This window comes from Nocardioides mesophilus (assembly GCF_014395785.1).
GTDB lineage: Bacteria > Actinomycetota > Actinomycetes > Propionibacteriales > Nocardioidaceae > Nocardioides_B > Nocardioides_B mesophilus.
Map to the genome: position 1 here is coordinate 2,227,392 of NZ_CP060713.1, position 13,660 is coordinate 2,241,051.

Annotated in this window: 10 protein-coding genes; 5 read left to right on the plus strand and 5 right to left on the minus strand. The window is 67.9% G+C overall.

Annotation, left to right across the window (positions count from 1 at the left end; translation table 11 throughout):
• Positions 1 to 42: 42 nt before the first annotated feature.
• A complete protein-coding gene (locus tag H9L09_RS10690; protein ID WP_187580555.1) occupies positions 43 to 582 on the minus strand; it encodes an AAA family ATPase in 540 nt (179 codons plus the stop codon).
• Positions 583 to 703: 121 nt separating this feature from the next.
• On the opposite strand from H9L09_RS10690, the gene H9L09_RS10695 reads away from it, so the two are divergent.
• The 4 genes from H9L09_RS10695 to H9L09_RS10710 all read left to right on the plus strand — a co-directional run bounded on the left by H9L09_RS10695 (position 704) and on the right by H9L09_RS10710 (position 4,620).
• On the plus strand, positions 704 to 1,327 hold the full coding sequence (locus H9L09_RS10695) for a DinB family protein (protein WP_187580556.1): 624 nt from the start codon (positions 704 to 706) through the stop codon (positions 1,325 to 1,327).
• A gap of 125 nt (positions 1,328 to 1,452) precedes the next feature.
• Positions 1,453 to 2,334, plus strand: coding sequence for a GNAT family N-acetyltransferase (locus tag H9L09_RS10700; RefSeq protein WP_187580557.1), 882 nt, complete (start codon positions 1,453 to 1,455; stop codon positions 2,332 to 2,334).
• A gap of 270 nt (positions 2,335 to 2,604) precedes the next feature.
• Complete coding sequence (locus H9L09_RS10705) at positions 2,605 to 3,783, plus strand: IS110 family RNA-guided transposase (RefSeq protein WP_223164294.1); 1,179 nt, start codon at positions 2,605 to 2,607, stop codon at positions 3,781 to 3,783.
• A gap of 357 nt (positions 3,784 to 4,140) precedes the next feature.
• Complete coding sequence (locus tag H9L09_RS10710) at positions 4,141 to 4,620, plus strand: SRPBCC family protein (RefSeq protein WP_187580558.1); 480 nt, start codon at positions 4,141 to 4,143, stop codon at positions 4,618 to 4,620.
• A 212-nt stretch (positions 4,621 to 4,832) separates the two neighbouring features.
• Here H9L09_RS10710 and H9L09_RS10715 read toward each other — a convergent pair whose 3' ends face one another.
• The 4 genes from H9L09_RS10715 to H9L09_RS10730 all read right to left on the minus strand — a co-directional run bounded on the left by H9L09_RS10715 (position 4,833) and on the right by H9L09_RS10730 (position 11,489).
• Positions 4,833 to 5,165 carry a nuclear transport factor 2 family protein gene (locus H9L09_RS10715; protein WP_187580559.1) on the minus strand — a complete coding sequence of 111 codons (333 nt, stop codon included), beginning with the start codon at positions 5,163 to 5,165 and terminating at the stop codon, positions 4,833 to 4,835.
• A 625-nt stretch (positions 5,166 to 5,790) separates the two neighbouring features.
• Positions 5,791 to 9,060, minus strand: a complete 3,270-nt coding sequence (mobF, locus tag H9L09_RS10720) for a MobF family relaxase (protein ID WP_246456504.1) — start codon at positions 9,058 to 9,060, stop codon at positions 5,791 to 5,793.
• A complete protein-coding gene (locus tag H9L09_RS10725; RefSeq protein WP_187580561.1) occupies positions 9,060 to 10,037 on the minus strand; it encodes a hypothetical protein in 978 nt (325 codons plus the stop codon). Before H9L09_RS10725 ends, mobF begins: the two co-directional genes overlap by 1 nt.
• Positions 10,038 to 10,286: 249 nt before the next feature.
• Entirely contained in the window at positions 10,287 to 11,489 is a 1,203-nt protein-coding gene (locus H9L09_RS10730) for an IS481 family transposase (RefSeq protein ID WP_187578499.1), read from the minus strand.
• Positions 11,490 to 11,880: 391 nt separating this feature from the next.
• Between H9L09_RS10730 and H9L09_RS10735 the strand changes: the two genes are divergently transcribed.
• Positions 11,881 to 13,620, plus strand: a complete 1,740-nt coding sequence (locus H9L09_RS10735) for a SulP family inorganic anion transporter (RefSeq protein ID WP_187580562.1) — start codon at positions 11,881 to 11,883, stop codon at positions 13,618 to 13,620.
• Positions 13,621 to 13,660: the final 40 nt, after the last annotated feature.

Here is a 13,660-nt window from a genome sequence, read left to right on the forward strand (position 1 = left end):
ACAGCGCGGACAGCGGCATGTGCGTGCGATTCCGACGCCCCTCTAGAGGAAGCGGCGGGCGTCTCTCGCTGTGAACACCGGGTTGCCAAGCGCGGACATGATCGCGTCGACGGTCACCCGGACGTCCGCGGTCGCGTCGAGCACGACTTCGTTAGGTACGCCGAGCAAATCAGACGGGACGTACCAACGCCGGAACTCCTCAGGCGACACCTCCAAGCCGAGGGGGCGCCCTTGGTGCCGTCGCAACGCCTCGTCGAACGACACCTCCAGGTAGAAGACGTGGGATGGCCCCGGATGCTCAGCGATGACCCGGCACAACATCTCGCGATAGTGCGACGACACGAGAATGCCCTCGATGATGACGTTGTACCCGATGCCCGCGCAGTAGCAGATGGTGTTCGCCAGGAGGCCGATGTTGTCGCCGTTGGCAATGTCGTGCTCACGCAGGACAACCCGGCGAAAGTGGTCCTGTCCAATGTTCGCTGTACCCGCACCGAGATTGCCCTGAAGCTCGCTGGCCACGGTGCTCTTGCCAGACGCGGAGTTGCCGCGCAGCACGATCAAGTGCGGGGCGTGGTCCATGACCGAGACGGTAGCGGCTATGCGTCCTCCTCATCTCGGCACGTCCGCGCGGACGGCGGCATGTCCGTGCGCTCGCTGTGCTTGACGCCAGTACCGAAGCGACACGGCCTAGGCTCGGAACATGTCCACCGACCAGAAGGCCATCTGGCAGCGGTACTACAAGGAACGCCGCGACGCGCTGATCTCCAAGGTCGAGGACCTGTCGGAGTACGAGGCCCGGATGCCCCGCACACCGACCGGAACCAGCCTGATCGGCATCATCAAGCACGTCCTCAACGTGGAAGCGGTGTATCTCGGCGTCACCTTCGGACGCCCGTTCCCTTACGCGGATGAGCTGGTCGCCGAATCGGCGTACGAGGTCGATCCGCAGGCCGACTGGTACGCCACCGCCGACGAGACCACCGCCGGCATCATCGATCTCTACCGCCGACTGATCACCCACTGCGAGCAGACCCTCGAACTGCTCGATCTCGACACCGTCGGCCACGTCCGGCACTGGGGTGGCAGGGAGGTCACGCTGCACTGGATCCTGGTGCACAACTTCAACGACCTCGCGCAGCACAACGGCCAGGCGGACATCCTGCGCGAACAGGTCGATGGCAGCGTGGGGTGGCGGCAGCCGGGCGACAACGTGCCAGGCGGGTATGACTGGCCGGCGTACGTCGCGAAACTGACCGGGCTCGCCGAGGGGTTTCGTGATCAACCTGAGAACGTGTCCGCCACTCCAGGGGGCGAGCGGCAGTAGTGCGTCTGCGAGCGCACGCCCGGCGGCATGAGCGGGCGCTACTCGTGTGTCGCTTCGAGGCGAGCAACCGCGACCCGACGAGAAAATGCAGTGTTCAGCAGGCCGGGCACTGGTTGGGTTGACGCATGGACCTCGATGCCCGCATTGACCTGGTCGCTCGCACGTGGACGCCGACGCAGCAACTGCACCCGGGCAACATCGCCTGGCACGGGAGCGGGTGCGACAGTGCTCCACCGGCAGACATCAACCTGCAGGGCGAGGGCTGGTTTGCCGAATTGTGGCTTCAGGACGGTGCGCCGGCTGAGGTCGACGGACACTTCTCGCCCGGCCTCGCGCCGGACGATCGTCGCGCCGCGTTCGAGCAGATCCGCACGGTCGCACCGCAGGGCACGATCAGTCTCGCCTCGGACGCCCCAATGGCTGACGCCGTGCGGGCACATGGCGCGCGTGAGGTAGGTGGTCCGTTTTTCCTGCTCCAGCATCGGGACCTGGACCGGATTCCACAGCCGATCCTGCCGTCGGGATACGCCATCGTTTCGGCCGACATCGCGGGAGAACACGTGCGGGTCGACGCGCACCGTCAAGCTTGGGCACCTGCTCGTATCAAGGCCCTACTGGGACTGACCATGACCGGCAATGAGCCGCCCAGCGGGTTCACGCTTGAAAAGTACCGGGCAATGAAAGCTGTCAGCATCTATCGATGCGAACTCGATCTCGTCGTCTGCGCACCCGACGGCAGCCCCGCCGCGTTCGCGCTTGGTTGGTTCGACGGCCGATCCAAAAGCGTGCTCTTCGAACCAGTCGGCACAAGCCCCGACCACGCACGGCGCGGATTGTCCCGGGCGGTCTGCTCAGCCGTCATGTCGGCAGCCCGTGACCTCGGCGCGACGCAGTCCGTCGTGGGTCCGCGCGGCGACGAGGCGTACCCGGCACCGCGTCGCCTCTACGAGTCCCTTGGCTTCACGACCCTCGCACGCACCACCACCCTCACATGGGGCGCTAATTAGCACCCGCCGCACGACCGCTCATCGGCATTCCGCGCGGAAAGCGGCTACTTGTTTCATTGCCTCAGGACCGTGGCCCGGCCAGGCTTCGGTCCAGACGTCCGGGCTGTCGCTCGCAAATCGGCTGCCCACGCACGTCGTGTGGCTCTCACATGGCCTGCGCAGTCCCGGGCGTCACCCCAGGGCGGGGAGAGGCTCAAGAGGGGTTTGCTCTGCTCGAAGTAGCGTTGCCCTCCCGGCTCGAACTCTCTGTTGGATCCATCGGAGGACTCGTTGAGCTCCACACCTGAGCGCGTGGTCATCGGTATGGACCCGCACAAGCGTTCCGCCACCATCGAGGTGATGACCGGCGACGAGACCATCGTCGGTGGTGGCCGGTTCGGCACCGACCGCGACGGCTACGCGGCAATGAAGAACTACGCCAAGCAGTGGCCGGACCGGGTCTGGGCGATCGAGGGCTGCCAGGGCATCGGCCGGCACATCGCCAACCGACTCCTCGCCGATGGTGAGGAGGTCGTCGACGTCCCCCCGAAACTGTCCGCGCGGGCTCGGGTGTTCGCCACCGGGCAGGGTCGTAGGACCGACGCCACCGACGCCCACTCCGTCGCCCTGGTCGGCACCCGGATGAGCGGGCTGCGTCCGGTGGTCAACGACGAGCAGCTCGCGCTGCTGCGGATCCTGGTCGACCGCCGCCGGTCCCTGGGTGAGGACCACACCCGGATGATCAGCCAGCTGCACCAGCTGCTGCTGGAGCTGATCCCGGGCGGCGCGAAGAAGTACCTGTCGGCCGCCCAGGCCAAGGTCCTGCTGGCCAAGGTCCGTCCCCGCGACGTCGCCGGTAAGGCACGACGGCGGGTCGCCGCGGAGCTGATCGCCGACCTCGAGCGCGTCTACCGACGCTCGAAAGAGGCCGACAAGGAGCTGAAGGAACTCGTCGCCGCGACCGGCACGACCCTGATGGACCTGCACGGCATCGGCCCGTCCGGAGCCGCCCGGCTGCTGGTCGAGGTCGCCGACATCACCCGCTTCCCCACCAAGGCGCACTTCGCGTCCTGGAACGGCACCGCACCCATCGACGCCTCCTCCGGCGACCAGGTCCGGCACCGGCTGTCGCGGGCAGGCAACCGGCAGATCAACCGAGTGCTGCACATCATGGCCACCGTCCAGCTGCGCACCCCCACTGAAGGTCGCGCCTACTTCGACCGCAAGAAGGCCTCGGGCAAGACCTCGATGGAAGCGATGCGCTGCCTGAAACGACGTCTGTCCGACCTCGTGTACCGGCGGATGGTCGACGACGCCATCGCCCGAGCAGCGACGGGCCCGGGAGGGCAACGGGGACACGACTCTGACTCCAGCGCGACCGGCTCACATCCCCACACCGGCTCTTCGGACAAGCCACTTCCCGGACCCGCCACCAGCCAGCCTAAGACACCACTTCGCAAGGCCGGTTGACACAGAGGGGAGCCATGTGCGGACGATGCTGGCAGGCATCCGATTGACGTCCCGCGCCAATGCGCCAGATACCCCGGGTCAACTGGAGGAGGGTAGGTCGTCGGCGGTCCAGAGCGTTCCCGGACATCCACGACTCTTACGGTGCCTCCACGCCAGGCCGACCGCCGCAATGGGGCGGCCCTCCCGCCGGGCGAGGAGGCCGGGTGTGCTGTCCCACATGACTCGGTGACGGGCGTTTCGGCAACCAACATCACCGCGGGGGGCGTCCCTTGAGGTGCGTCCCATCACGGGCTTGACTGAGCGTATGACGATGCCGCGGACCACCGGCTCGCATGGCAACCAGGTGTCGAGCCGGCTGTGAACCGGTTAGACTACCGCGGCGCGTTCTGGTTCCCGGTCGAGCCGAACGAGCTGTGGGACACTATCGAGCGCTTCGACCAGTTCGAGTCCTGGTGGGCCTGGCTGCGAGACTTCGGTGCCGACTCGGACCGGCTCGTCACCGGCAACGTGCTACACGCCACCGTCATTCCGCCGGTCCCGTATCGGCTGGCCCTGGACATCCGGCTGGAGGGGTCCCTGCGACCGCACGTGCTCGAGGCGACGATCGACGGAGATGCGCGCGGCTTTGCGGTCATACGGCTGGACCCCGTCGACGACGGGGCGCAGGTCGCGGTGGTGTGGTCGCTGGGCATGGTGAGCACACCGTTGCGCATCGCGGCGCTCGTCGCCTACCCGCTCATGCGCTGGGGGCACGACCGCGTGGTGGAGATGGCGGTCGCCGGGTTCCGCCAGCAGGCGCTGGCGGGCACACGGGATGGTGGCCCCGGTGAGCGCTAGCTCGTTCTCGCCCGTGCCACGAGACGAGGAGGCCAAGGCGCTGGCCAACTGGTTCGACTGATCACCCGAGCACGACCGAATGCGCTTTCCTGCATGCAGCCAGGTTGAGACGTGAGCACCGGCATGATCGCGCGAATCGCGACAGATGCGTGCGCCCGGCTCAGAACAGATCGAACGTTCTACGGCGTACACCAGAGCGCATTCGCTATCTTCTAACCCTCGCGAGTGCGGACGAGATGAACGTACTCGTGGTACGGCTCAGAACGGACAAGCGCTGAAGCGATGTCGTTCTTGACGTCGAGCACCTCGACCTCAATCGTGCGGTCGGCGAGACCGCTGGCGACCTGGACGCCCTCGCCCTCGCCCGTCCAGGTGATCATCTGCTCAGCCGTCACGAACGAGAGTGTGGATGCCTGGTCCCGCTCAGACGACCGCTTTACGAGATCGCGGTGCAGCGCTCGCTCCATTCGCGAAACGTCACCGTCGAACCAGCCGTCGAAGTAATCGTGAACCGTCACGATGATGAGTGCTGAGTCGTTGTCCATAACGTTCTCCTTCCGCGGCTGGCGCCAGCGGGCGACCGCCTCAAACGCTATCCGCACCGCGCGCTGAACGCATGTCACGAAGACCGCTCATCGGCAGTTGCGTCTACCTGTCCGCGGCAGATGAGTGCATTCCACAGCGCTGCATGGCAGAGTCCAACTCGTCGTTCCAAGGAGTGCGGAGCGGATGCAAGATTCGGATCTCGATGAAGTGAACGCTTGCCTTGCGCGGTTCCAGGTCACGATGTACCGAGGCAGCGACCGTCGGTACCGCATCTGGGGCGACATCAACCGGATACAAGACGTCGTCGATAGCCCTTGCGTGGAGCGCTTTCCCGGCGGCGCGTTGGACGACTTGAACTGGTTCTTCACGCACGAGGTCGACGCACGCGTGGCGACGAACCTCGAACGGTGTGGTGTTCGCGTCGACTACGAGCCCGGCGACTCCATCGGCTTGTCGTTCAATGGGACGGGCCCACCGATGAGCAGATGGCAGAGGCGACCAGGGCCACCTACGACTGGTATCGACTTCCGCCTGCCCGCAGGGGCACACGCATCTGATTGACCGCTACCAGTCACGCCCGCACATCGGCAGATCCGGTAAACGAAAGTGCCACGCACAGGTTCCTCATGTGCGGAGAGCGGGCCCATGCGTTGGGGTCGGCGGTGGGCGGACAGCCAAGGGTGCGGAAGGTGCTCTGCCGGCCATTGCCGTCATGACTTCGATCCGGTGGTTGAGGACCTTGGCCACAGATGCGGCCGTGTCGAGCTCGTGACGTTGCGCTGCCCGTCGGAGCATCCGGCCGGGGTCGTGTCCGGCGGCCTCCAAGCGTGCGAGCGTTTTGGACAGTGTCCGGAACGCGGCGTCATGGATGACAGCGTCCGCGAGGCCTTCACCAAGCACTCGATTCACGGTCTCTATGTAGTCGGGCCTGCGCCCAGCGCCGCCTCGAAGAAAGGACTCGCTGGCCCGTCGCCGCTGCGCGGCACGTGTAGTGGCTTCACGTTGTACCTCGGTGGCCGACCGTTCGCTGCTCTCCCGGTGTAGAACCTCGGCAAGGACGTCTCGTGTGCCGAGCGCCGGGGCCGGGGGGCGCTCGGCATCGATCCCGATCAGGTCCTCGCTGGCGACATATAGCCGGGCGCCGAGGCGGCCGCGCGTGGCAGCGACGTAAAGCGACTCACGGCTGGTGTTGGTGTCGACCAGGACGTGGGCGGTGTCGACGGTCATCCCTTGGGCCCGCGCGGTGGTGGTGGCGTAAGCCAACTCGACGGACTCGGCGACGTACCCGCTTGGCAGGCGAACTCGGCCACTGTGACGTCCATGGCGAACGGTCAGGTCGCCGTTGCGGTGACGCCCCTCGACGGCCCAGACATCACCGTTCTTGACGAAGTCACGGCCGCCGCGGGTGGTCAGGCCGCGGTCGTTGACGCGAGTGACGATGCGATCGCCCACCCCTGCGCGGTTTCCGTCGTGTAGCTCGACCCCGTCCACCGTGACGTCCCCGGCGGCGATGCGTTCGAAGCGGGCGCGAGCGTTCAGTGCGGAGACGTCGCGGCCCGCGGACGCGATCAGCAGGCTGGTCCTGCCTTGACGGGTGTCTGTCGCCCAGGCCTCGTAGCTGTCCTCGAGCATCGCTTCGCTGGTTCCATGCGCCACCCGGTCGCGATCGAAGTAGAAGTCGAGCGCCTCGGCACGACCTTCGCGAAGCTGCAGCGTTGCTTCGGCCTCGGCGGGGTCGGTGAACCGGTGCAGGTCGTTGAGCTGGACTGCGCCGACGTCGTTGACCAGAAGCCGAAGCGCGCCGCCCGCTTCAACTGCCGACATTTGGGAGGGGTCGCCGAGGAGCCGCACGACGGCGCCTCGCTCACGTGCGTAACGCACCACCCAGTCGAGCCTGCGGGTGCCGGCCATCCCGGCCTCGTCGATCAGGACCAAGTCGCCGGGTTGCAGTCTGAACCAGTCGTCGACGGACTGAGCGTCGGTGTGGGCGTGCTGGAACTTATGCAGGTTCTCTGCCCGGCAGCCCAGCTCTGCGCCGAGGACCTCTGCTGCTGCGGCCGAGGGTGCGAGAGGGACGACCCGGCGGCCAGTCGTGCGCCATGCCTCGGCGACCGCCCTCATGGCGGTGGTCTTGCCCGCGCCCGCGGGGCCGATGCCGACCACGATCCGCCGAGGGTCGGCGGCGAAGCCGAGCACCAGCGCCCGCTGTCCCTCGTCGAGGGTGAGGTCGTAACGCTTCTCGAAGGCGCCGATCATCTCAGTGACTGCATCGGTGGTGAGTCCGTAGCGGGTTCGTTGGGTTGCTGTCTCCAGGAGGCGTTGCTCGGCGTCGAGGATGTCGCGTGTGGTGAAGCGGACAGCTCCGTGCTCGGTGAACACGCTCTCGCCGTTAGACCTGCGCAGCGGGGTGCTGGCCGCGTGCTCCTGCTCGACGGTGACGGCGATGTCGACGTCGGCGGGCGTGAGCTGGACCGACAGCTGGGGATCGGTCGCGCGGGCGACGACCGCGTCGGTAGCGGCGTCCCGGTCAGCGTTGGTAGGGAACCTGTACGGGCGCAGCTGGCGTTCGGTCTCGGCGATGAGGTTCCAACGGGTCCAGGTGGCCTTCTCCTCGGAGACGACGCTGAGCACCGTGGCTGCGAGGTCGTCGACCGGGAGGTCCGCGATTGTTGTGGTGGAGCCCTGACGGTTCAACGTCTGGTGTTCGAGGTCGGCGAGCTCGTGGTCGCCGAGCACCGCGGCCGCCTCCTCGCGCCAGCCGGTGATCTGTCCGGCCAGTGATGCGGGCGCGGCCTTGCGGTCGCGTGTCTCGAGGGTCGCCTGTTGGGCGAGCTTGAGCTGCGCCTCGCGGGGCGGTTCGTGGCCGTGGCTGTGCCGGTAGTCGGAGGCGAGCTCTCGGTAACGGTCCTCGATTGCGGCCCGGCGGCGGGAGAAGTGCTTGATGAGGGCGACCGGCACGCCCGCGACCTCACGTACGGACCGTTTGTCGCGTCGGATCGAGTCGGCGCGTTCGGTGAACTCGACCCCCAGGCGCCGGGACATGGCCTCCTCGAGTCGAGTGTTGTAGCGCTCGCTTGCGGCGACTGCGGCAGCGTGGATGACCCTTGCGTCCAGGGATAACCAGCGTGGCCGGCCGTCGGCGTGGTCCTCGCGGGCGCGGACCTTGTTGGAGATCGCCACGTGGGTGTGCAGATCGGGGTCGCCGGCGCGTGAGTCGCGGTGGTCGAACGCGGCGGCGACGAAGCCGCGGGTCTCGATCTGGGCCTCCCCTGCGCTGCCGATCCGGGCAAACCCGGTCTCGCGCTCGAGCCAGGCCAAGGTGTCGGCGACCGCCTCGTGGTGGGCTGCCTCGACCTGCTCCCGGGTCGTGGCCGAGCCCAGCGCCCACAGCAGGGAGGCGCTCTTGACCGGGGTGAAGACCAAGTCGTAGCCGGCGACCGCGCGACGGTCACGCCGGGCCTCCTCGGCCTCGATCCTGGACCGCTCGCTGCTCGTGGGAGGGCGTCCGTACTCGTCGGCGAAGGTAGTGACGCGCTGGGTTACTCTCTCGGCTCGCGGAGGCAGCGGAGTGTAGTTCGGAAATGCGCGTCCGAGCTTGGCCGCACGTTCGGCGTCGGCCTGGGTGTGTCCGGCGGCCAGCTCGAAGGCGATGATCTGGTCGGCGTCCGGATGCATGCCTTGGCCGAACAGGGCGCGCATCTGGTCCTCGCGGACCCGGCCCGTCACAGCCAGGTCCTTGGCTCCGGAACCCACCCATCGTCCCGGTGGATTCCCGGAGGCGGTGTAGTAGTCGGCCAGCTTCTGGCCGGGGGAGCGGCCCTCGTCGCCGGCGGCGACCTGGCGGGTGAGGTAGGTGTACCCGTCGCCGGCGTGGAGCTTGTGCAGCGTCATCATCACGCGGCTCCATCTACGCCGCGTTGGATCAGCAACTGGTAGGCGGCCCGGGTGACCGCGTCGCGCGTGATCGGGAGACCAGCCTCCGAGAGCGCTCGACGGGCCTGGAGCTGCAGCTCGATGCGCGCGCCATCGCACTCCAGCAGCGCGAGCTCCATCGCCCGCAGATCCTCCCCATCTCCGGCCGCGTCGGTGGCAGGTGTCTCGTCCCACCACGGGCCCGCCTCCGCGACCCGCATCGGGCTCTTCGTCTGTGGATCCGCGGCCACGCGGCACAGGGCCTGTGCGGCCCGTTCGGCCGGCCAGCCGCGGCCCCGGGTCGTGAGCTGGAGTGCTGCGGCGAGGCACGGGCCGGCCCATCGCGTCATCGGGGCGCCGAGCTGACGTCGGGTCCGCTGAACCTCGGCGACGAAGCCGGGCCAGTCTGCGATCCCGCATTCGGCCGCCACCTCCTCCTCGATTGCCCGGCTGTGACTCGTGGTGCGGCGGGACGCGGTGGAGGAGGGGGTGCTTTCGGTCAGGTGCTTTGGGTCATGCCCGGAATCTGCGGCCACCCTGTCCGCATCGGTGCGGCCTCCCCTGGCCGATTTCGCGGGGGTAGCCGCAGATCTGCGGCTACCCGCTCCATCTGGGGTAGGGGGTTCAACACGGCAGGGGCGCGAGGTCCGAACGTGGTAGGCGTTCGTCAGCCGCTGGGCCCCGTCGTACCGGTGCTCGACCCGAACCGCGCCGATCCCGGTGAGCTCCTTCATCGCCCGGTCCACCGAGTCGGTCGATCGCTTGCGCAGACGCCGGGCCAGCGTCGCCCGAGACGGCATCCGGGCCCCCGATGACTGGCCGTACCGGAGCAGCACCGCATAGAGCCTCACGGCGGCGTCGCCGATCTGGGCGTCGAGCAACCACTCCGGCACGATCGCGAACCGGTCCTCGAGGACAAGGTCCCCGCTTTCGTCCGCCCCCTGCGGACGCCGGCTCACGGTGCAGCCCCGGCAGCGGGAGTGAGCCAATCAGTGAGCCAAACCGGCGTACGAGTGCGCACACGACCGGACCCGAGCATCCAGGGAAACGGCCCTGACCTGCACGAACGCACCTGCGCGGACGGGCGCGGACAGGGTGGGTGCGCCTCGTAATGAGAAGGTCGTCGGTTCGATTCCGACAGGCGGCTCCATGTGATCTCTCAAGAGATCGGCGACACCCGGACCCACGATTCGTGGGTCCGGGTTTCGTCATTTTCGGGTGGGTCCTTTGGGTGCTCCGGTGGCTTGGTAGTTCTTGGTGGGGTCGATGGTGAGCTCGCGGAGGAGTTCGCCGGTGACGGCGTTGACGATCCGGACGTGGAGGTCTTGGACGAGCAGGATCACGTGGGTTCGGGCTTGGGTTCGGCCGATGCCGATGTGGTGGAGCGTGCCGTTGACGCGCAGGGTGACGCAGCCGGAGTCGTCGATGCGGTCGTGGCGGATCCGGTCGTGGGTGTCGGTGTCGCGGCTGGGACCGGGTAGCGCTTTGGGGAGTGAGTTGTAGATCGTGGCGGGGGTGGCTCGCTGCGGCAGGGAGCGGTGGGGTCGGCGGTGGTTGTACTCGTCGCTGAACTGGTCCAGGAGCCTCTGGAGCTCGGCGATGGTGGCGGGTTGGGCGGGCTGGCCGCGGAGCCATTTCTTCATGGTCTGTTGGAACCGCTCGACTTTGCCGCAGGTGGTGGGGTGGTTGGGGCGGGAGTTCTTCTGGGCGATGTGGAGCCCTCGGAGCTCGGCTTCGAGTGAGTTGCGTCCGCCGCGGCCGCCGGCGAAGCGGGTGGTGTAGACCATGCCGTTGTCGGTGAGGGTGGAGGCGGGGATCCCGTGTGCGGTCAGGGTGTTGCGGAAGGTGGCCAGGACGATCGGCCCGGTGATGCGGGGGTGGGCGCTGATGTGCAGGGCGTAGCGGGAGCAGTCGTCGAGCCAGCTGATGATCTCGACATCGCGGCCGGGTTGGCCGGTGGCGGGGGTGAGTCGGTAGTGGGTGAAGTCCGATTGCCAGGTCTCGTTCGGCATGGCTGCCTGGAACCGGATGTAGGAGGCCTTGGGACGCTTCTTCGGCTCGGGGACCACCAGCCCGGCGCGGGTGAGGTAGCGGCTGATCGTGGCCAGAGACACGGTCACCTGGTGGTGCTGGGCCAGGTGCCAGGCGATGGTGTCCGGTCCGGCGTCCAGGCCGGCGGCGGACAGCTTCTCGCGCAGCTCGATGATCAGGTCGACGGTCGCTCGGGGTAGTGCGGTGGGGTTGGTCTTCGGTCGGCGGGACCGGGGCTCGAACGCGGCCTCGCCTTCGGCCTCGTAGCGGGCCTTGAGCTTGTAGACCCAGGCCCGGCTCACGCCGTATCGGGTGGCGACCTCCGCCGGTCTCTGGTGGTCAACGAACAGGGCGGTCAGGACCAGGCGCGCCTTCGACATGGCTGAGCATCGCCACGAGACAGGTGTCGCCGATGTCTTGAGAGATGTGTCGCCGATGTCCTGATGGAACACACGACAGGCGGCTCCACGCAGAACCCCAGGTCAGCGGCCCAGCCCGATGCCTGGGGTTTTCTCGTCTTGGGCCTCGGGCCCGACCGGTGCCCCCGTGGTGCCCCCGATCAGGTCATCGCCCACGCGGCGCGCTGACCGCTGGGCGAAAGCATCCGTTGGGGGTGATGGCCACGGCCGTGGCGAATGCCAGCCTGGCGGTGAGCGTCAGAACGGAGGCCAGCGTGACTCTGCGTCGATCCCCCGTTCGGGCACCGGCCGCCTCAACGCCTGCGACGTCGCGGCATAACCGTGTCACACGCTGGTGGAACAGGAGAGACGGGTGACGGCGCGAGGTGGGGCCGGCTCCGGACGCCTCGCCGCATCTCTGCCCGGCCTGGCGGTCGTCAGGGGCTACCAGAGGGCCTGGCTGGCCAAGGACGTTGTTGCCGGGCTGGTCCTGTCAGCGTTGCTGGTGCCGCAGGGTATGGCGTACGCGGAGCTGGCGGGCCTCCCGGCGATCACCGGTCTGTACACGTCGATCCTCTGCTTGGTGGGGTACGCCGTCTTCGGGCCGTCCCGGGTTCTGGTTCTAGGCCCGGACTCGTCGCTGGGTCCGATGATCGCAGCGACGATCGCACCGCTCCTGCTGGCTGACGGCGATCCTGCGCGAGCGGTCGCCCTGGCCTCGATGCTGGCGGTGATGGTCGGCGTCCTCATGACCGTCGCGGGCCTGGCGAAGTTCGGTTTCGTCGCCGACCTGCTCTCCAAACCGACCCAGATCGGCTACCTGAACGGCCTTGCTCTGACGATCCTGGTCGGTCAGCTTCCGAAGCTGTCCGGGTTCTCCGTGGACGCCGACGGCCTGATCGAAGAGGCGAAGGCCTTCGTCTCGGGTGTGGCCAACGGCGACGTAAACGGCACCGCCGCCGCGATCGGGCTCGTGTCCCTGGTCGGCATCCTTCTGCTGCAGCGTCTGCTGCCGCGAGTACCGGCGGTGCTCGTCGCGGTAGTCCTCTCCTCGCTGGCCGTCAAGCTCTGGGACCTGGGGGCGAACGGGGTCAACACGATCGGAGTGCTGCCCAGCGGCTTCCCGCCGTTCACGATCCCGACCGCTGCTTGGGGTGAGGTGCCGATGCTGGTCGTCGGTGCACTGGGGATCTCGTTGGTCGCCCTCGCGGACACGATGTCGACCGCCTCCTCGTTCGCAGCTCGGCGAGGTGAACGGGTGCACGGCAACCAGGAGATGGTGGGGATCGGCGCGGCGAACATCGCCGCCGGGTTCTTCCAGGGCTTCCCGGTCAGCACGAGCGGGTCCCGAACCGCTGTTGCGGAGCAGAACGGGTCGAAGTCACAGCTGACGGGGGTGGTCGGTGCGGTGGCGATCGCGCTCATCCTGGTGCTGGCGCCGTGGCTCATGCAGTACGTCCCCCAGCCGACCCTCGGCGCCGTGGTGATCGCTGCCGCGCTCTCGTTGGCCGATCTCGCTGCCACGAGGCGGCTGTGGCACCAGCGACGCATGGAGTTCGGCCTGTCGATGGCCGCGTTCCTCGGAGTGGCACTCCTCGGCGTGCTCCCGGGGATCCTGATCGCCGTGGCCCTGTCCATCCTGAACGTCTTCCGGCGGCTCTGGTGGCCCTACCAGACCAGCCTCGGACGGGTCGCGGAGATACCTGGTCTGCACGACACCACCCAGTATCCCGACGCCAAGCTCCTTCCCGGCCTGGTCGTGTTCCGGTTCGACGCCCCCCTGATCTTCGCCAACGCCCGCATCTTCAACGAGCAGGTCCGCGCCCTCGTCGCCGACCACCCGGACCTGCGCTGGGTGCTGGTCGCCGCAGAACCCATCACCGACGTCGACACCACGGCTGCCGACATGCTCGAGCTGCTCGACGACTGGCTGAACGAGCGCGGGGTGTCCCTGGTGTTCGCCGAGCTTAAGGATCCGGTGCGGGCCAAGGTGGAGGCCTACGAGCTGACCCGCACGATCAATCCCGACCACTTCTTCCCGACGCTGGACGCGGCGATCGACGCCTTCAGGGCATCGACCGGCGCGACCTGGCAGTCCCCGACCGAGCCATGACCGGCTCACGTCCCAGCGAGCTCATGCCTCGAACGACCCC